We start from the raw sequence: 19103 nt of genomic DNA on the forward strand, positions 1-19103 counted from the left end.
AGGCGGTGCCATTATCGAGCGATGACCCGCCCAGCCGATCTACCCGAAGCGCTCCGCGACGGTCCGTTCGATGTGCAATCCGCGCAAGCCCAGGGAGTCAATCGCGGACGACTTCGGCGCAGTGACCTCCGCCAATCGTTTCGAGGGGTTCGCGCCCAGGCGCGCCCGGCCGTGGAGCCGGGCATCCCTGGCAGGCACGAGTCCCTGAAGGCACTCTGGGTACGCGCCTACGCAGCCTCCGATGCCCTGGCCCGCGAATACGCGGTACGGATGCCAGGCGACCAGTACTTCAGCCATCTCACGGCCGCCTTCCTCCATGGCCTGCCTCTTCCGAACCGGCTCCGGGAGTACTCCATGATCGACGCGGCGACGTCGGTGCGAACGCGCCGGCGCACAGGGACGAAGGTGCGCGGCCACCTGATCCCGGCCGATTCAGTGACGGTCGTCGACGTCGGCGGACTGCCCGTCGCATCCGTTGTCGACACCTGGCGCCAGCTCTGCACGACACTCACGCTTGACGAGCTGATCATCATGGGCGACGCACTCGTGTGCAGACAGCGCCCGCCTGCCACCATGGCGGAGCTCGAGGATGCCGTGGGTCGCCAGGCCGGACGCCCAGGGGCCCGTCTTCTGCGAGAGGCGTTCCGTCACGTTCGGCCATGCACCGACTCACCGCGGGAGACCGTGCTCCGGTTGATCATCCTGCGTGCAGGACTGCCGGAGCCGGAGGTGAACGGCGAGATTCTGGGGCGCTTCGGAGAGTTTCTGGCCTGGGGAGACCTGCTGTATCGGCGCTATAAGGTCCTCACGGAGTATGACGGCGAGGGCCACCGAGAAGACGAGAAGCAGTTTCACCGCGATGTTGATCGGCTCGATGCACTCATGGAGGAGAACTGGCGGGTCATCCGCTACAACAAGAGCCACCTCGGCCCGCGTAAGAATGAGATCGAGGGCCGCATCCGGCGGGCTCTCATCGAACGTGGTTGGCATCCGCCGAGCTGAACATGATCGCGCGTGCGCTCCAAGTGTCGCCTCGCGAGCACTCAAAGCGGCACATGGGGCGCACGGGTGGAGTTCGGTGCCGGAGCTAGACGGGGAAGGGAACGCCCGTGAGGCCCTCCGAGCGGGCCCAGAGGCGTGCCGCGACAGCGCGATCGAGCGACGTGCGGGTCGGCCGTTGCACGACGGGAAGGCCGCGCGTCAACCAACGCGGGCCGTAGTACTGCCCACCGACGGCATCCGTGTCTGTCGCAGCCCGCACGGACGGCCAGGCTCCCCGCTCCTTGCTCTGGGCCATGACGCTGCCCTGCAGATTGTCGACGAATCGCTTGCCGCGGGTCGGCTGGTTGACCCCACGGATGCCGACGGTCACCCCTGAGATCGAATATCCGGGCTGCACCACCATGGCCTGCACGCCGCCTGCCCCACCGATGCCGGCCGCGAGGAGACGCCGATTGAGCTCGAACCCGAACACCTGCGACGCGATCTTCGACTGCGCATACGCCTTCCACCGGTCGTAACCCGTCTCGAGCTGCAGGTTCTCGAGGGACGAGTCAAGTATTCGCGAGATCATCGAGCCGAGCGCGACGACCCGGCTGCCGGGCGTTGCATGCAGGGTGGGCAGCAGGTGAGCGGTGAGCGCGAAATGGCCGAGATAGTTCGTCGCGAGCACCAGTTCGTTGCCGTCAGCGCTGACCTCTCGATCGCGCGGCGGGTGCACGATTCCCGCGTTCAGGATGAGCCCGTCGATGCGCGGCATCTCGAGCAGCGCATCGGCGGCGGTACGCACCGATTGCAGGTTGGCAACGTCAAGATGCAGGCCAGAAACGGATGCGCCCGGCACGCGCCTGCGGATCGCGGCGAGTGCGGCATCCGTCTTCACCGGGTTGCGACAGGCGAGCACAACATGCGCGCCTGCGCGGGCAAGCTGTTCACTGGAGAAGTAGCCGAGGCCGGCGTTCGCGCCGGTGACGACGAACGTCTTGCCTGCCTGCAGCGGTACGGCGTAGGGGTTCCAGTTCACGATGTCGCTCATTTCACGATGTCGGCCTGGGCATCAAGCCGGTGATTCCGGCAGTGACGCCGTGGACGTGGGTGCAACGTCGCTGCCCGCGAGTTTCACGTGGTGATGGATCACCTCTGCGACGACGAAATTGAACCACTTCTCGGCAAAGGCCGGGTCGAGGTGCGCGCCCTCCGCGAGGCTGCGCAGCCTCTGGATCTGGAGGCGCTCCCGCTCCGGGTCGGCGGGAGGCAGACCGTGCGCCGCCTTGAGCCGCCCGACCTGCTGGGTGAACTTGAACCGCTCAGCGAGCAGGTGCACCAGTGCCGCATCGATGTTGTCGATGCTCTGCCGGATGCCGGACAGCTCATCGAGCACGCTCTGGTCTGCGACGGTGGAGCCGTCGGGGGTGGGTTCGGAGTCTGCGGCCATAGTCCGACGATAATGCAGTGACCGTTCGACGCCCAACCGCACCAACCGATTCCCTGCCTTCGGCAGTGGGTCTACAATGCTGTTCACGGATCACATCCGGGCGACCTGACACGAGGCGAACTGCCATGAGAATTGCGACAGCGGCACTCCTCCTGTTCAGCGGTGCGACAGCTCTCGTCGCCGCGCTGCTGCCGCAGCTTTACCCGGTGTGGATGGCGCGTGGACGCGGATCGCTCGACGTCATCCACGACAACCTCGTCGCCTGGCGGCTGGATGGCCTCCTCTTCCTGGCGAGCGCGATCGTCGGGCTGGTCGGCACCGCCCTTCTCTTCGGCAGCGCCACGGGCGCAGCCTCGCACTTGGCCACGGCATCCGTCGTCGTTTTCGGTGTCGGCACTGCACTCTGGGCGGCCAACCTGGCCTTCCGGCTCAGCGTGACGGTCACCGTGGCGCGCGAGCACGCAAGCGATCCGCCCACCTGGTACGGCCCCATTGCCGAGTGGGCGGCGACGCTCTGGCTCATCGCCGCGGCGTTCCTGGGACTGGCAGTTCTCGGAATCGGAATCGCCACCCTGCTCTGGGGTCTCCTCCCGGCCTGGACGGGATGGGTGGCGATCGCTCTCGGCGTCCTCTCGCTCGGGCTGCTTGCCGTCACCAGGGACAGCCCGCCGATCATCCTGTACCTGGCGCCTGTGGCCTGGGGCATCGGCGCGCTGACACGAGGGTGAGCGCAAGGTGAACGGCTGGGCCGTTCGCGTCAGCCTGCCCGCACCGGTTCGCGCACGGCGGCCAGCCGGCGCCGCATCCGCAGGCGCTGTTGGGTGAGCAGGATGCCGAACAGTACGAGGGCTGCGCCAAGCGGCTCGTGCCAGGACAGTGTTTCGGAGAGCACGAGCACCCCAAGCAGGACCCCGACGACCGGAGTCACATAGGTGACCGTCGAGGCGTTGGTCGGGCCCCAGGCGCGCAGAACATTGATGTTCCAGATGTAGGCGAAACCGGTTCCGACAGCGCCGAGGGCGAGCAGGCTCAACACGATCGGCCACGTCAATGCCACCGGGTGCCAGGCGAGAACCGGGGTGAGCAGGAGCATGATCGCCCCGGCGATGCCGATGTTCAGGAAGGCGAACGTTGTGCCCGCGATCGGCCGGCCACTCAGGAACTTTCGGGTGTAACCGAAGGTGAAGCCGTAGCAGGTCGCCGCGCCGAGGCAGGCGAGCTGACCCCAGAGGTCGCCGGTCAGCGCCGAGTACTGCCACGGCGCGATGATGATCAGCACACCGACGATGCCGATCGCGACTCCGACCATTTGGCCGCGTGCGAGCCTTTCGACTCGGAAGGCGAGGGTCGCCATGATTGCCGTCATGATCGGGGTCGCCGCGTTGTAGATGCTGGCGAGGCTTGACGACACGTACTGCTCAGCCCAGGCAAACAGGAGGTGAGGGATGACGCATCCGGTGATTGCGATCACCAGGAAGTGCGCCCAGACGATCTTCTCGCGAGGCAGCACCGGGCCGCCGCCGATGCGCGGCCTCGTGATCAGCACGATCAGCCCGAGCGTCAGACCGCCGAGAATAAGTCTCGACCAGGCGATCTGGCCGAATTCGACCCCTTCCAGCGCCACTTTCATGAACAGAAAGCTCGCACCCCAGACCACGCCCATCCCGAGGAACTGAAGGGTGACAAAGGTCTTTCGCGCGGGAGGAATCTCGTTCACTTGTCGACAGTACCGCCCGCCGCCGACACGCTGGTCGCCTGCCCAACACGATGTCCGTAATCCGCCGAAAGTATGGCAGCCGACATCCGCTGTCTGTGCGTGCGCGTGCGCGTGCGCCCGGGCTTGCGCCGAGAATCGCTGTTTCGGCCCAGAATCGCCGCCGGAACGGCGATGGTCGGCGCGAGGGGCGATTCTGGGCGAGAAAGCAGCGGGGGGAAGGCGGCGGGCGGAGAGCGCAGAGCGCAGGACTACTCGAGCGGGATCAGTGAGGTACGCCAGCTCGGATGCGCCGGCACCCATCCGCGGGAACGCGCGAGTGCATTGTCGGCGCTCCTGCCCTCGCCGCGAGCGGTGATCGAAGCGATCGACAGGCCGCCGACCGCGTAGATGTACGCCGGCGCCCATTCGCCGACATGGGTCGGCTCGTCGTCGACGATGTTCACCGGTCCGGCCGGCCAGTCCAGCGCCAGAACAGTTGCGCTCACCGCGTCGTCGACATGCAGAAAGCTCGTCCACGCCGTGGTGGCGACGACCGTTCCGAGCCTGGCCTGGTCGGCGATCGCGCCGTCGCTGGCGTACCAGGTGCCCGGTCCGTAAAGCAGTCCGAGCCGCAGGACGACGCCCCGCGGCATCCGCCTCACCTCGCGTTCCAGCGCGTTGATCGCGGGGAATGCCGGCTCGCCGGTCTCCGGGTCCGTGGCGAGTGACACCGATTCGTCGGCGAAGTCATCGCTGGGCTCGTAGGCCCAGGCGATGCTCTGCGCGACCATGGTCGGGACGTCGTTCGCGAGTGCAGCATCGACCAGGTTCTTGGTGCCTTCCACCCGAACCCGGGCATTGCCGGCGAAGTCGGCATCGGCCAGGTCGGTCAGCTCATGAATGATCGCGTCGGGTGCCGCCTCACGAACCGCCGCCTGAACGGATGCCGCGTCGAGGGCATCCATCAGCACGGCCCGCGCACCCGAGCGCTCGATCTCGGCGAATCGGTGGGGCTTCCTCGTTGTGCCGACGACCTCGTACCCCTCTGCCGCCAGCGCCCGCGCAACGCCGGAACCGAGCACCCCCGCTGCCCCGGCAATCAGAATTCGCATGGCATCCTCCCTCCGTATGCCACCCTACGGAGGCAGCTGGGCTGCGGCAATGGGGCGATTCTGCAAACGCGACGGGCGGCATCCGTCACCGGCGTCGACGGATTGACAGCGGCTGAGCCGCCCGCTCCGAGCTCAGTCGCGGTCGGCCAGTCGGGCCCGGTAGGCGGCGACATGCACGCGATTGCCGCAGTTGCCGGTGTCACAGAACCGCTTGGAGCGGTTGCGGGAGAGATCGACGAGCACACCATCGCAGTCGTCTGCGGCACAGAGCCCGAGGCGCGAGAGTTCGCCTGACCTCACCAGATCGACGATTGCCATTGAGGATTCGACCGCTATTCGACTGACGAGCGCCGAGTCGGCGGATGTCGCGTGCAGGTGCCAGTCCCAGGCGTCGTGTCTGACGAGCTGGGGCATGGCGTGCGCTTCCTCCAGCATGTCGTTGACCTCAGCGACGACGTCGACTTCTGTTGCCGTCCACAGGCGGCGAAGTCTGCCTCGAAGTTCGCGGATGGCCTCGAGTTCGGCATCGTCGCCATCACGGCGCCCGGTGAATTCCCACAGGTCCAGGAGACCCGCCAACTGCCCGGGCGTCGCGAGCTCGTCCTCACCGGAATGAGAAGCACCTGGAACCGTATTCACGAGCGCTGCGGTTGATTGGAGAGACACCTCGGTGTCATGAGCAAAGAGGATGTTGACTCCTGTCCTCGTTCAGGTCTACTGTGATACTGACGGATGTCATGAGTATAACGTCGTTTGACTCCTGACACTGGTACTGACGCGGCCTGCTGACCCGGCTGCCGCCAGAGCCACTCCCCGAAACGCGTGAACACCACTCACTCGCAACACCCCACCACCGGACCACCGCGCCAACGCACCACCGACGATGCCCGAAAGGCCTACCGTGACCGAACCGTCCCTCGCGAGCACCGGGTCGATCGCCGTGCCGACCCGGGCCGCGCAGTCGGGCGCGGGAGCCGGCATCCTGATCGCCCTGCTCTCAGCAGCGATGTTCGGCCTGTCCGGCCCGTTCGCCAAGGCGTTGATGGAAGCCGGATGGTCGCCGGGCGCCGCCGTGCTGGTGCGCGTGGGCGGCGCGGCGCTTGTGATGCTCATTCCCAGCATCCTGATGCTGCGCGGCCGCTGGTCGCTGCTGTTCCGCAAGGGCCGGATGCTGGTGGCCTACGGCGTGATTGCGATCGCCGGTGCGCAGGTGTCGTTCTTCAATGCCGTGCAGACCCTCACCGTGGGGGTCGCGCTCCTCATCGAGTATCTCGCGCCGGTGCTGCTCGTGCTCGCCGTGTGGATCATCCGGCGCCGACGCCCCGGATGGCTCACGATCGGTGGGGCCGTTCTCGCAATGATCGGAATGGTGCTGGTGCTTGGCATCATCGGCGAGGTGTCGATCAGTGTTCCTGGTGTGCTGTGGGCGCTGACGGCTGCCGTCTGCCTGGCCGGTTACTTCGTGCTGTCTGCACGCGTTGACGACGAGCTTCCCCCGATCATCCTGGCGTCGGGCGGGTTTGTCACCGGCGCCGTCACCATCGGGCTGCTTGGACTCGTCGGGCTCCTCCCGATGCGCTTCTCCGATCAGCCGGTGACGATCGTCGGCTGGGAGACGCACTGGATCTGGCCGGTGCTGTTCCTCATCCTGGTGCCGACCGTGTTCGCTTACATCTCCGGCATCGTCGCAGCGGGCAAGCTCGGCTCGCGGATCGCCTCGTTCGTGGGGCTCACCGAGGTGATGTTCGCTGTGCTGGCGTCGTGGCTCCTCCTCGCCGAGCTGCCGACGTTCATCCAGCTACTCGGCGGTCTCGGCATCGTCGCCGGCGTTGTGCTGGTGCGCGCCGACCGCAACCAGGCGTCGCTCTAGCCAGCTCCCGGTCGCCTGCTCGCCCGCGCTCGCCCCGCGCACCCCCGCACCCCGTCCGCGTGCGGCGACGGCGGCTGCTGTCGACACCGGCGTCCACCCGGCGGATACTGGCACTGGAGGTGGGCGCTATGGCGCACAACACCCGGGACCAGGGCGGTCACAACGACGGCCTTCAAGCGCCGCTGATGCCGAGGCGCGTTGAGCTCCTGGCAGCGACGTCACTGGCGATCGACCTCGGGCTTGGCCAACCCTTGGAACACATGCTGCGATCGTGCACGCTGGGCATGCGCCTGACCGAGCAGCTCGGACTCGGGCGAGAGCACCGCGACCGGGTCTTCTACGCGACACTTCTCGCCTGGATCGGCTGCCACGCAGACTCTCCGGAGCTGGCCGCCGTCTTCGGCGATGACATCGGGTTTCGTGCCGCGACGTATCGTGTCGACATGCATGGCGCGGCACTGATGGGGCTGATGCTGAGAAAAGTCGCCTCCGGGAAACCGCCGCTCGTTCGTGGCGTGCGCACCGCAGCGTTCCTCGTGACAGGACGCAGCACACTGCATGACGTGATCGTCTCGCACTGTGTCTCGGCCGGCGCGCTGGCCGGCCGTCTCGGCGTCGACGACGAAGTGGGGCGCTTGCTGGGCTTCACCTTCGAGCGCTGGGACGGCGCCGGGCTGCCAAACGGTGCGCATGGCCCGGAGATCCCCGTGGAGATGCGCATCGTTCATCTGTGTGACACAGCAGAAACATACCTTCGAGATGGCGGGCCGGAGGCCGCAATGAAGATGGTTCGGCAGCGCCGCGGCACCCACTTCGACCCGGAGATCGCCGACGCCTTCTGCGACTCCGCACCGGAACTGTGCCGAGGGCTGGCCGAGGAAGACGCATGGTCAACTGCGCTCGCCTCTGCGCCGGAGGATCAGGTGCTCGACGATTCCGAGCTCGATCGTGTGCTCACCGCAATGGGGGACTTCGCCGATCTCAAGTCCCCCTTCACGATCGGGCACTCTCGCGCCGTGGCAGCCCTGGCCGAAGCCGCCGGGCAGAACGCCGGGCTGCCCGCGGCTGAACAACGCCGACTCCGGCTGGCCGGACTGGTGCACGACCTCGGCCGGATGGGCGTGTCGAACGCGATCTGGGACAAAACGACACCGCTGACCACCGCAGAGCAGGAACGGGTGCATCTGCACCCCTATCTGACGGAGAGAATCCTGGGCCGCGTGCCAGCCCTTCGCCCGATCGCTGCACTCGCCGGAGCGCATCACGAGCGTCTCGACGGATCAGGGTATTCGCGCGGGGTATCCGCAGAGGGCCTCGGCGTAACATCCCGGATACTTGCGGCCGCTGACAGCTACCGCGCCTCGACCGAACCCCGGCCACATCGGGAGCCATCGTCAATGGCGGAGGCCGCCGCCAGGCTTCGAAACGAAGTGGTCGCTCTCCGCCTCGACGGGTCCGCAGTGGAAGCCGTGCTCGACGCCGCCGGTCACCGACGCTCGCGACGGCCGGCCGGGCCCGCCGGGCTGACCAGTCGAGAGGTCGATGTACTCCGGCTGATCGTGCGCGGATTCTCGAGCCGCCAGATCGCCGCGGATCTCGTCATCTCGGAGAAGACCGCCCGAAATCACCTTGAGCACATCTACGCGAAACTCGCCGTCACCAATCGCACCGGCGCAGCGCTCTTCGCCCTGCAGCACGGCATCGTCGGAAACGTCGACGACGCATCCGCTCTGCCCTGAATCGGTCAACGGGCGCTGCCCTCGATAAATGAGGCGGATGCCTCATGCCGTTTCATTCCCGCTCGCGCACTGTAGAAGAAAGAAGCACGAAGCATGAAGGTGAGGTTGAGCCATGAAGACACAGAGCCCCCACAGCGAGGCAGAGCGAACGGCGCGGGAAGCGCGCGTACCAGCGGGAGTCGGGGACCGAGTCGCCGGCTACGGCGTGATGGGCGTTCCGTTTGCCAACGGCGAGTACCTGGCGCTCCGGCATTGGACGGCAAGTTCATTCGGCCCTGGTTACCGGTCGGTGTGGCATCGTGACCGCGTCGGCGACTGGACGATCTATGCCGATGCCCCACCCGAACTCAGTTGCGCACGATTTGTGGGTGCGGCCGCGCATCGCACGAAGACGGCCGGGATCACCATCGATTGGCATGACGATCGTCGACTGAGCGTGCGGGTGGCCCCGCACATCACGTGGTCCATGGAGTTGGCGGAGACGAGCGCCACGCGCCTGCTGAGCGCCGCAGGTTCGGCCATGTCCAACCGAATCTGGGGGATGCACTGGCTGTTGCGTGCCATGGGCGCCGGCATCGGCCCGATGCTCGGAAGCGGACGGATGCAGCTGACGGGGCAGATGCCGAACGGTCACGATTATCGTCTGGCACCACGGAAAGTCTGGGTCGTTGAGCGGTCCACTGCACAGATCGAGGGGCGCGATCTCGGTGCGCAGCAGTCGTTGCGTTCGCAAGCCAGGCTCGGCGAACTCTGGCTGCCGCAGCGCGGCCTCTTCTACGCGCACACCAGCGGGCAGTTTCAGCTTCCTTCCACTGTGCTCGACTCAGCTGTGCCCGGCTCAGCTCAGCTCGGCTCGGCTCAGCGCAGAGCAGCGGACGAAGCGTAGCGCATCCGGTGGTCGACGGGCAGTGTTGGGCTGATGACACCGTCACGCCGACCGCTACGGGCGGTATCCCGTCGAAGGAGCCGGAGTTCCGGCCGGATAGGCGCCGTGGCCCGCCCACGGCCCCGCATATCCCGCGCGGGAGATCAGATCCGGGCGATAAGGGGCGCTCCCGCATCCGAGCATGAAGAGCCAGACCAACGGCAGGAAAATTCCGAGCACGAAGAAGCCTGTCGACTTTCCGAATGCGATGTTCGACCTGTACATCCCGATGTACAGGAAGACCGACGTGACGACATTGACGTACGGAATGATCGAGAAGAAGGCCCAGTAGCCAGGCACTCCGCCGATGAGCAGCCAGATGTAGTACCCGTAAACCGGTACCCACGCCTTCCACGGTTCGACACCGACCCTCGTGAAGAAGAACGACAGAGCGATCGCCGTGACGACGTACGCCACGACGAGCATTGCCAGCGTGAAGACCATGGTTGCGACGAAGATCGCGGCAAAGACTGGCCACACTTGGTCAGAAGAACTCATTACACCCCCACGGGAAACTACAGATTATCTGCCGGCGCCCCCGGCATCCGGTGGTCTCAGTCGATGAGGTCGTGACGCACGACGATGGCCTCGCGGTCTGGGCCGACGCCGATCGCCGAAATGCGCGCACCGCTCATGGCCTCGAGCGCCAGCACGTAGTCCTGGGCGTTTTGCGGCAGGTCGTCGAAGGCGCGGGCACCCGTGATGTCCTCTTTCCAGCCAGGGAAGTTCTCGTAGACCGGCGTCGCGTGGTGAAAATCGGACTGTGACACCGGCACCTCGTCGAAGCGCACCCCGTCGACCTCGTAGGCGACACAAACGGGAATCTGCTCGAGCCCGGTCAATACGTCGAGTTTGGTGAGCACGAAGTCCGTCACCCCGTTGATCCGCGCCGTGAAGCGGGCTATCGGAGCGTCGTACCAGCCGGTGCGGCGCGGACGGCCGGTGGTGGTGCCGAACTCGAAGCCTTTCTCGCGCAGAAAGTCTCCCGACTCGTCGAACAGCTCGGTCGGGAACGGCCCTGCGCCGACGCGTGTCGTGTACGCCTTGACCACGGCGATGATCCGGTCGATGCGGTTCGGCGCGATCCCCGAACCGGTTACCGCACCCCCCGACGTGGCATTCGATGAGGTGACGAACGGATACGTGCCGTGGTCGACATCCAGCATCGTCGCCTGACCGCCCTCGAACAGCACCGTCTTGCCGTCATCAAGAGCGCGGTGCAGGGTGAGTGCGGTGTCGTCGACCATCGGGCGCAGCCGCTCCGCGTAGCTGAGCAGATCGCCGACAACCTCTTCTACCTCGATGGCCCTGCGGTTGTATACCTTCACGAGCATATGATTCTTCTGCTCGAGCGCACCCTCGACCTTCTGCCTCAGGATGTTCTCGTCGAACAGGTCCTGAATCCGGATGCCGACCCGGTTGATCTTGTCGGCATACGACGGTCCGATTCCCCGCCCTGTCGTTCCGATCTGACGCTTGCCGAGGAAGCGCTCCGTGACCTTGTCAAGTGTGCGGTGGTAGGCGGTGATGACGTGCGCGTTCGCGCTGACCCGCAGCCTGGACACATCGACACCGCGCTCAGAGAGCGCGTCGAGCTCTTCGAACAGCACCTCGATGTCGACGACAACGCCGTTCGCGATCACCGGGATGACACCCGGGGTCAGGATGCCGGACGGCAGCAGGTGCAGCGCATATTTCTCGTCCCCGACGACAACGGTGTGGCCGGCGTTGTTCCCGCCGTTGAACTTGACGACGTAGTCGACCCGACTGCCGAGAAGGTCGGTCGCCTTACCCTTGCCCTCGTCGCCCCATTGGGCTCCGATCAATACGATCGCTGGCATCTGTCAGTCCTCTCCTCGAATTACGAAAGCTTCTGTCGACGGCGCGGCGTCTGCGGCATTCCTCGCCGCGCCACCGGTCACGTCTGGCCGAATCACCTGGATCAACTGGGTGGTGGTGTGTTCAGACTCGATACGGGCAACCGCGCTCGGGTCTGAATCGGCGAGCAGGCTACCCAAGCGCTCCACCTCGTCGGTCTCACCGATCTGCCCGGCGGCACGGCGGAGTGCGTAGAACGCCCGCAGCACGCCGCGGTTGGGTTCGTGGCTCCACGGGATCGAACCGTGGCCACGCCAGCCGGCCTTTCGCAGGGCGTCGAGGCCGCGGTGGTAACCGACGCGCGCGTAGGCATACGACTCGATGGTGCGGGCCTCTGAATTCGCGACATCGGCCAACTCCGCCCAGGCGAGCGATGAGGTCGGGTGCGTGGTGACAACATCCGTCACTCGGTGTCTACCGGCTCGATCGAGCGCAGCACGAACCTCTGGTTCGTCGGGAAGCAGGGTCTCTGGCTGGTCGAGCAGGTTATCGCCGGTCACACTGAATCCTATCGCGACCGATTCCGAAGCGCCTGTTCAAGCGGAGGGTAGACGCCACCTTGCGCAAGGAGAAAGATGGCGGATACACCGTCACGAGCCGCCACACCGGAAGGGGCAACGAATGTCCGAACGGGTTCTGCAGACCAGCTGCGTGATCGCGGGCGGCGGGCCGGGTGGCATGATGCTCGGCCTGCTGCTGGCGAGGGCCGGCGTCGACGTGATCGTGGCCGAGAAGCACGACGACTTCTTCCGCGATTTTCGCGGCGACACCATTCATCCGTCGACGATCGACCTGCTCGACCAGCTCGGTCTTCGTGAGCGGTTCGACGCCATCGGGCAGAGCGCCATCCACACGCTCGATGTCGTCATCAACCGCAATCGGATGACGCCGGTCGACTTCTCGAACCTGCGCGGCCGAAACCAGAGCATCGCGCTCATGCCGCAGTGGGACTTCCTTTCCCTGTTGGCAGAGGAGGCGGCGCGCTACCCGAACTTCCGTCTGTTGCTCGGTACCGAAGTGACCGGTCTCGTTCACAATCGTTCCCGCGTCGCGGGCGTGGCCGCTGTCACGAAAGACGGGCCGGTGGAGATCAGGGCCCTGCTTACTGTGGCAGCCGACGGGCGCGACTCGACCGTCCGCGCGGCATCCGGACTCGTGCCTCGTGAGTACGGGGTTCCGGTAGACGTGCTTTGGTTCCGGCTGCCGAAGACCGGCACGCCGCCTCCGGACACCCTCGCCTATCTGAACAGCGAGTCGATGGTGATCACGATTCCGCGCACCGACTACTACCAGGCCGGAATGCTGATCAAAAAAGGAACATACGGCGAGATCCAGGAGGGCGGAATCGAAGAGTTCCGCGCTCGCATCGTGCGGGCCGCGCCGTTCCTGGCCCCGGTGGTCGCCTCGCTGGAGACGTGGGACCAGATCAAACTGCTCACCGTGCAGGTGAACCGCCTCAGCCAGTGGTGGCTGCCAGGGATGCTGTGCATCGGCGATGCGGCGCACGCCATGTCGCCGGCGTTCGGTGTCGGGGTGAATTACGCGATTCAGGATGCCGTCGCCGCGGCACGGATACTCGCAGAACCGCTTCGCACTCGCACGATCTCGTCGCGTGATGTCGAAAGGGTGCAGGCGAGACGACTGCCTCCGGTGCGTCTGATGCAGCCGATCCAGTTGCGTCTGCACGCGGTGATCGCCAAGCCGGGAGGTGGCGGGTTTCTGCCCGACCCGATGCTGCCGTGGCAGAAGCGGGTGGCCGACACCGTTCTCCCGGTCGCGCGGAAGGTGCTGGCGAGGATCGTCGGCCGCGGTTTTCGGCCGGAGAAACTCGACGGAGTGCTACTGAGGCCGCTCGCACCGCACCGATCAGCGGTGGAACTCCGCGCCGACGCTCAGCTTCACCGACTCCGCTCCCGCGACAAGAAGTGCGCTACGCCCTGAGCGCGCCGGAGACCCAGAATCCCAAAAAGGGCCCGCCTCCTCCCAAAAAGCGCCACCACCCCTCCCACCACCCCTCCGCCGAGCCGTGAGCTGAGTACCTTCCCACGCGCTTTTTAGGTGCTCAGCTCACGGTTCGCGGGGAAAAGTGGACTCACGGCTCGGCGACCGATCGCCCTCAGTCCAGGTCGTAGTCGAGAACCAGCTCGTAGCCGTTCTCTGCGTGGCCGCTGATGCGCAGTTCGGCCTCTCCCCGCAACGCGGTGAGCCCACCGGTGCCGAGGCCGGGCACCACTTCCAGCCGCGCGGTCACCGATCCGGCATCCTGGTCACCGATATGCCGCAAGACGCAGCTTCCATCGTGCCCGCCGATCGACCCCTCGAACCGTTCGAAACCGACGACAGGTGCCGGCGCCGGCATGTAGGAGATCAGATAAGCGACCGAGCCGGTTCCCTCGATGTCGCCGGTGTAGATGTAGGTGACATCCGCGCGGGTCAGGCCGCGCTTCGGATAATACGTCTCACCCATCGTGGTGCCCTCACCGTCGATGTCGGCGAAAACGGATTCCGACCAGGATCCGACGGTGAATCGGCACACCGCTCTCTGCGAATACGCCTGCGGCGACCGATCATCGCGTGACTGGGTTTCTTTTGACTGGGTCTCCTGTGACTGGGTCATACGTCGACCGTACGAGAACGTCACCGCCACCGTCTTGAACAAACGCGACGAGCGGCGCGTACGCTCGGGTTCATGCCACACATCCCGCGCGGCCAGCCGGCCGCCGTCCTGCGACCGAAGGCAGCGAGTCAGGCCTTCGAAATCGAACGAATCGCGCCGCGCGAATCGCTAGCGGAGTTCGTCGACTACTACTGGCTGGTGCGTTGGAGCACACCGGAACCATTCCGGCAGCAAGTGGTCCCTCAGCCGCGCATCCAGCTGGCCGCTGAGCACGGCCGACTTCTCGTGCACGGGGTCAGCCGTCAACCGTTCTTCCGCTCACTGCACGGCGACGGACACGCGCTCGGAGCGGCCTTCCATGCCGCCGGCTTCCGTCCGTTTCTCCGATCCAGCGTCGGCAGCGTGAGCGGCCAGGTGGTGCCGGCGGGCGACCTGTTCGACATCGATGACGCCCCGGTCGCCGAAGCAATACTCGGGGATCGAGATGACAGCGGCAAGATCGTGGGCCTGCTCGAGAACTACCTCGAGCTTCGTCGACCCCGGTCAGACCACACCGCGACTGACCTGACCGCTCTCGTCGCCTTCGCAGAGCACACGCCAGAGCTGACGCGCGCCGATGAACTCGCTCATCATGCGGGTCTCGGCCTCCGCACCCTGCAGCGCCTGTTCACCGAATACGTGGGCATCGGGCCGAAGTGGGTGATCCAGCGTTTTCGTCTGCTCGACGCGGCACAGGCGGCTCACACCGGCACGGATGTCGACTGGGCGGGCCTTGCCGCCCATCTCGGCTTCAGCGACCAGGCCCACCTGACCCGCGTGTTCGCCCATGTTGTCGGCACGCCGCCGGCCGCCTACGCCCGCGAGGCACGCGCCGAGCCGTGAAATAGGCACCGAGCCGTGAGCTGAGCACCTTCCCAGGCCCACACCTTCCCAGGCCCTTGGAACGTGCTCAACTCACGGTTCGGTGGGGAGAGTTAACGCGGGTGAGGCCGGCTGTGCGAGCGCCGCCGGGGGTCAGGCCGGTGTCTGCTGGTGCAGCGCGACGCACCAGCCACCGTGCTCGAAGACGTAGGTCGTCGACATGTTCAGTTCGACAGTGTTCTCGCCACGACGCGCGATCGCCCGATACGCGACGATCCCGGCGCGCTCGCCGATACGGATGATGGCGGTGTCACGCAGCTCATAGCTGTCCCAGGGAGCGGCGGATGCGAACGAAGCCGCGATCTGATCCCGGCCGATGACTGCTCCTTCGACGATCATCAAGGCATCCCTGGTCATGGCCCGCTGGTAGTGCTCACCTCCACGTCCGTCGAGAATCGCTTCCCAGCCGGCATGTTCTTCGTTCAGCAGGCGGGCGGGCAGATCGTCGGTGATCTCAGTCATGCCCCAACGCTAGCGCAGCAACCAGTGCCTCACGGCTCGATAAGCCGTCGTTCACTCGCGGCGATGAGCGCATCCTGCCGGCAATCAACGCCGAGCTTGCGATAGAGGCTGCGCAATTGGGACTTCACGGTGTTGGTGGAGACATACAGCGCGGCCGCGATTGCGGCGACATTTCCCGTCGACACCAACTGGTGAAGAACCACGCCCTCACGTTTTGTAAGCCCGGGCGTCATCAGGGTGGCGGTGAAAACTGCGGGATCGTCTTTGCGCCCGGCCAGCACGTCATCGTCGAGCGTCAAGCTGCTGCCCTCTGGCGCAACCAGCACCGTCTCCGACAGGAGTCGGTCGTCTGATTCGAGAGGACCACGACTGCGGGTGACGACGATCAACCGCACCTGCGGACTGCTCCGCACGACGTCGACGAGGTCGTCGTGAATTCCGATTTCGGCGACCAGGTGAAAATCGTCGAGAACGATAGTCACGGCATCCGTCAACCGGGCAAAGCTCCGGCGCAGGTGACGCCGCAGTTCGCCGACGGAACCCAGCGCGGCCATCGAGTGCGTCAGGATGCTGTCGTCCGGCAGTAGCCGCGCACGGGTGAGGAGGCCGATGACCGCGGGCCAGAAGGCGAAGCGGGTGGCTGAGCCGGCTTCGATGGTGTGCCAGGCGCCCTGTCGCGCTGCTCCGCCACCGTTCGTCACCCAATCCGCGACGGCGAATGTCTTGCCGGAGCCGGCAGCGCCCCGCACGACGACAAGTGCGACATCCGCGTCCAGTGCAGCGTGTAGGCGCTGTCTGGCGACGAACCCCCGCGGTACACGTGGTGTTCCGTACATTTTTCCCCCGCAGTCAGCATATCGTCCGTTGCGGGCGGGCTGCGAGGGGCAGGACTCCCCATGGCGTGTCTCCGAGCGCGCGGCGCACACGTCTCGAGACCCGCCGAATTGAGGAGTGCTGCTAGAGGGAGGAACCGCCCGGCCCGGTCGCTGCTCCGTCGTCAAGGAGCACCCCGCCAATCGCGATACCCGCCCAGTCCACTGTCGTCCATCCCCCGGACACGGAGCCCTCAACCACGATGACACCGGTGTTGTGAAGTTCGTGCTGCAGGGCGAAGTCCGGGCTCACGTTTGGCGTGCGGGCGGCCACCCAAGAACGGATGATCTGACCGTGCGCAACGCAGGCAACCGTGCCCTCCCCGAGGGCATCGACCTCGTTGATGACCGCGTCGAAACGGGCGAAGACTTCCTCACCTGACTCGGCCCCTGGCATCCGTCGCCCCAGGTCCCCCGACGACCAGCCGAACGACGTCTCGTGATACAGGTCAACTGATGCGCGGTCGCGGTTCATCTCCAGGTCGCCTGCAGCGATCTCGCGAAGGCCGTCCCGTATGGTGACGGCGAGACCCAGGGAATCGGCGAGTGGTGCGGCGGTGAGCTGGGCGCGCTGTTGAACGGATGCGTAGATCGCGCCGATATTCTCAGCCGCGAGCGCGGCGGGGATGGCTGCGGCCTGCTCGTGCCCGAGCGTCGTCAGGCCAGGTCCAGGAACGAGAGTGTCGAGTGCTCCAAGCACGTTCGACGGCGTCTGCCCGTGCCTGATCAACAACAGCCGCATGCCCATTACCCCTCTTCGTCGCAAACGGGCAGTTTACCCGGAGCGCCCGAGCGTCACCTCTGGCCGATGGAACGGACAACCGGTCCGGGCGCTCCGCTACAGTGATCGAATGAGGAAGCTCTCCGCCGCTGTTATCGCGCTCGCCCTCGGCACTCTTCTTGCGCTGGGAAGCACGTCCGCCGCGTTCGCGATGGTCATGTACGTCGAGATCTCTGGGGCTGACACCCTGACGTTGGATGTTCAGGGTTCCGACTCGGTTCAACAGGTCAAACACAAGATTTCTGAAGTGGCCGGATTTCCGGTGAGCGATCAGGTCTTGCTCTTCGAAAGCAAGGTACTCGAAGACGGCCGGACGCTCGCCGACTACAACGTGCAGGAGGGTTCGACGCTTGTGCTCCTGGTGACACCACAATGGATCGACGACGAATTGGGCACTCCCGTTCTCGACGAGGATTACGCCGATGCTGTCACGGCGAGCGGCGGCGGCGTGAGCTATGCGATCGCGGCGGGCAGCCTGCCAGTGGGCGTCGCTCTCGACGCCACGACCGGTGAGGTGAGTGGTGTGGCCACCGCGGCCGGCCCCTACGCCTTCGCGCTGACGGCGAGAAATCTCGCCGGAGCGATCGAACAAGACTTTTCGGGTGAAATTGCCGCGACCACGATTCCACCGGTACCGGATCCCGCGCCCGCGCCCGAGCCCGCGCCGAAGCAGGAAGACCACGGTGAGGAGTTGGCCGAGACCGGTTCGCCGTCGCCATTCCCTCTCGTGCTCGCAGCGGCAGTCGCGCTGCTGCTCGGCGTTGTCCTGCTGGCCTCCTCCCGTCGAGTGAGCCGGCTGGCCACGCATTAGCGCCGTGGCTCAATCTCGATCGGCGAGTACCACATCGAACCCCAGCCGGGGGATGGTGCCGGACGGACGGCATCCGTAGGCTGAATCCACCGACGCGCGGGCGGAGTAGCCATGTTGAATTGGTTCTACGAGACAAGCCTGTGGATCACGCTGCCCCTGTTCGTGGGCGGGTTTGTACTCGTCTCGTGCCTGATCGTCGTCGCGCTCCGTCCGGCCGTGCGTCGGCTCGTCACCGACACAAATGAGTGGGACCGCGCGCTCGCCCATGTCATCGGCACGTTCGGCGTGTTCTTCGGCATTCTGCTGGCTCTCGTTGCGGTGTCGGTGTACGAGAATTTCTCCGACACACGCAATGTCACCATCGTGGAGGCGGGACAGGTCGGTGCCCTCTACCGTGCCACCACCGCGCTGCCCAATGAGACGGGGGACCCGATGCGGGACCTACTCGACGCATACATGCATGCGGTGATCAACTCCGACTTTCCCCAACAGCAGTTGGGGATCCTGCCCGACGCCAGCGACACCGAGATAGACGAGATCGAGAAGCTTTTGCACACCGTCGATGTTGAACCTGGTGAAGAGCAGGCGGAGTAGCAACAGGTGCTCGCCGCATTCGATGCCGTCATCGAGGCGAGGCGAGCGCGCATCGATGCCACGGCACTCGCACTGCCCCCGCTCCTCTGGCTCATCATCTGGGTCGGCGCCGCGGTCAACGCGGTGTTGATCGCATTCATCGACGTGAAGAACATTCGCCTGCACTTGCTCATGGCAAGCCTGCTCGCGGTGTTCATCGGACTCGTCATCTTCGTCACTGCCGACATGGACCACCCTTATGCCGGGGCAGTCTCTGTCGATCCAGGCGCGTTCGAGCGAGTGCGCGAACAGATCATCGACGTGCGGGAATAGTGTGCGCGCCGTTGGTTCTGGTGTCATGCCGAGCACCTCACGGGCATGGGCCGCCAGCAAGAGGACCGCCAGTTGCCAA

At 65.7% G+C, this 19103-nt stretch carries 20 protein-coding genes and 1 pseudogene; 9 read left to right on the forward strand and 12 right to left on the reverse strand.

What is annotated here, in order from left to right:
- The first annotated feature begins 21 nt into the window (after positions 1-21).
- Complete coding sequence (locus K323_RS23685) at positions 22-1002, forward strand: hypothetical protein (RefSeq protein ID WP_022883548.1); 981 nt, start codon at positions 22-24, stop codon at positions 1000-1002.
- A gap of 85 nt (positions 1003-1087) precedes the next feature.
- Here K323_RS23685 and K323_RS0101640 read toward each other — a convergent pair whose 3' ends face one another.
- Both K323_RS0101640 and K323_RS0101645 read right to left on the reverse strand, forming a co-directional pair.
- On the reverse strand, positions 1088-2035 hold the full coding sequence (locus K323_RS0101640) for an SDR family NAD(P)-dependent oxidoreductase (protein ID WP_022883549.1): 948 nt from the start codon (positions 2033-2035) through the stop codon (positions 1088-1090).
- 21 nt (positions 2036-2056) lie between these two features.
- Entirely contained in the window at positions 2057-2434 is a 378-nt protein-coding gene (locus K323_RS0101645) for a chorismate mutase (RefSeq protein WP_022883550.1), read from the reverse strand.
- A 125-nt stretch (positions 2435-2559) separates the two neighbouring features.
- Here K323_RS0101645 and K323_RS0101650 point away from each other — a divergent pair, with 125 nt between their 5' ends.
- Entirely contained in the window at positions 2560-3162 is a 603-nt protein-coding gene (locus K323_RS0101650) for a hypothetical protein (RefSeq protein ID WP_022883551.1), read from the forward strand.
- Between the two features lie 29 nt (positions 3163-3191).
- Here the strand turns inward: K323_RS0101650 and K323_RS0101655 are convergent, their stop codons facing one another.
- The 3 genes from K323_RS0101655 to K323_RS0101665 form a co-directional block, all read right to left on the reverse strand.
- Positions 3192-4151 carry an EamA family transporter gene (locus tag K323_RS0101655; protein ID WP_022883552.1) on the reverse strand — a complete coding sequence of 320 codons (960 nt, stop codon included), beginning with the start codon at positions 4149-4151 and terminating at the stop codon, positions 3192-3194.
- 248 nt (positions 4152-4399) lie between these two features.
- Entirely contained in the window at positions 4400-5242 is an 843-nt protein-coding gene (locus K323_RS0101660) for an NAD-dependent epimerase/dehydratase family protein (protein ID WP_022883553.1), read from the reverse strand.
- A 132-nt stretch (positions 5243-5374) separates the two neighbouring features.
- A complete protein-coding gene (locus tag K323_RS0101665; RefSeq protein WP_026851093.1) occupies positions 5375-5932 on the reverse strand; it encodes a CGNR zinc finger domain-containing protein in 558 nt (185 codons plus the stop codon).
- Between the two features lie 211 nt (positions 5933-6143).
- On the opposite strand from K323_RS0101665, the gene K323_RS23690 reads away from it, so the two are divergent.
- The 3 genes from K323_RS23690 to K323_RS0101680 all read left to right on the forward strand — a co-directional run bounded on the left by K323_RS23690 (position 6144) and on the right by K323_RS0101680 (position 9737).
- Complete coding sequence (locus K323_RS23690; protein WP_022883555.1) at positions 6144-7112, forward strand: EamA family transporter; 969 nt, start codon at positions 6144-6146, stop codon at positions 7110-7112.
- Positions 7113-7240: 128 nt separating this feature from the next.
- A complete protein-coding gene (locus K323_RS0101675) occupies positions 7241-8851 on the forward strand; it encodes an HD domain-containing phosphohydrolase (RefSeq protein WP_022883556.1) in 1611 nt (536 codons plus the stop codon).
- A 112-nt stretch (positions 8852-8963) separates the two neighbouring features.
- Positions 8964-9737, forward strand: coding sequence for a hypothetical protein (locus tag K323_RS0101680; protein ID WP_022883557.1), 774 nt, complete (start codon positions 8964-8966; stop codon positions 9735-9737).
- Between the two features lie 54 nt (positions 9738-9791).
- Here K323_RS0101680 and K323_RS28680 read toward each other — a convergent pair whose 3' ends face one another.
- Genes K323_RS28680 through K323_RS23700 form a run of 3 tightly spaced genes read right to left on the reverse strand, consistent with a single transcriptional unit; the run spans position 9792 to position 12154 of the window.
- The gene (locus tag K323_RS28680) at positions 9792-10274 is read right to left on the reverse strand and encodes a DUF5684 domain-containing protein (RefSeq protein WP_022883558.1); all 483 of its coding nucleotides are present in this window, start codon (positions 10272-10274) and stop codon (positions 9792-9794) included.
- A 56-nt stretch (positions 10275-10330) separates the two neighbouring features.
- Complete coding sequence (locus tag K323_RS0101690) at positions 10331-11617, reverse strand: adenylosuccinate synthase (protein WP_022883559.1); 1287 nt, start codon at positions 11615-11617, stop codon at positions 10331-10333.
- Positions 11618-11620: 3 nt separating this feature from the next.
- On the reverse strand, positions 11621-12154 hold the full coding sequence (locus K323_RS23700) for a DUF3151 family protein (RefSeq protein WP_022883560.1): 534 nt from the start codon (positions 12152-12154) through the stop codon (positions 11621-11623).
- A 121-nt stretch (positions 12155-12275) separates the two neighbouring features.
- Here K323_RS23700 and K323_RS23705 point away from each other — a divergent pair, with 121 nt between their 5' ends.
- A complete protein-coding gene (locus K323_RS23705) occupies positions 12276-13595 on the forward strand; it encodes an FAD-dependent oxidoreductase (RefSeq protein WP_022883561.1) in 1320 nt (439 codons plus the stop codon).
- A 175-nt stretch (positions 13596-13770) separates the two neighbouring features.
- Here K323_RS23705 and K323_RS0101705 read toward each other — a convergent pair whose 3' ends face one another.
- Positions 13771-14271: a DUF3224 domain-containing protein gene (locus K323_RS0101705; protein WP_022883562.1), complete on the reverse strand. Its 501-nt coding sequence runs from the start codon at positions 14269-14271 to the stop codon at positions 13771-13773.
- A gap of 72 nt (positions 14272-14343) precedes the next feature.
- Here K323_RS0101705 and K323_RS0101710 point away from each other — a divergent pair, with 72 nt between their 5' ends.
- Positions 14344-15153, forward strand: coding sequence for a helix-turn-helix domain-containing protein (locus K323_RS0101710; RefSeq protein ID WP_022883563.1), 810 nt, complete (start codon positions 14344-14346; stop codon positions 15151-15153).
- Positions 15154-15285: 132 nt separating this feature from the next.
- On the opposite strand, the gene K323_RS0101715 is transcribed toward K323_RS0101710, so the two are convergent.
- From K323_RS0101715 to K323_RS0101725, 3 genes are all read right to left on the reverse strand, one after another.
- On the reverse strand, positions 15286-15654 hold the full coding sequence (locus K323_RS0101715) for a DUF4440 domain-containing protein (RefSeq protein WP_022883564.1): 369 nt from the start codon (positions 15652-15654) through the stop codon (positions 15286-15288).
- 29 nt (positions 15655-15683) lie between these two features.
- Positions 15684-16490 (reverse strand): LuxR C-terminal-related transcriptional regulator, encoded by an 807-nt coding sequence (locus K323_RS29270; protein WP_022883565.1) that lies wholly within the window; start codon positions 16488-16490, stop codon positions 15684-15686.
- Between the two features lie 121 nt (positions 16491-16611).
- Positions 16612-17268, reverse strand: coding sequence for a histidine phosphatase family protein (locus tag K323_RS0101725; protein ID WP_026851096.1), 657 nt, complete (start codon positions 17266-17268; stop codon positions 16612-16614).
- Between the two features lie 109 nt (positions 17269-17377).
- On the opposite strand from K323_RS0101725, the gene K323_RS28685 reads away from it, so the two are divergent.
- Positions 17378-18118 carry a ubiquitin-like protein gene (locus K323_RS28685; RefSeq protein ID WP_022883567.1) on the forward strand — a complete coding sequence of 247 codons (741 nt, stop codon included), beginning with the start codon at positions 17378-17380 and terminating at the stop codon, positions 18116-18118.
- A gap of 111 nt (positions 18119-18229) precedes the next feature.
- Positions 18230-19024: pseudogene (locus K323_RS30960) on the forward strand (bestrophin-like domain).
- Positions 19025-19103: the final 79 nt, after the last annotated feature.

It is taken from the genome of Glaciibacter superstes DSM 21135 (assembly GCF_000421145.1).
GTDB lineage: Bacteria > Actinomycetota > Actinomycetes > Actinomycetales > Microbacteriaceae > Cryobacterium > Cryobacterium superstes.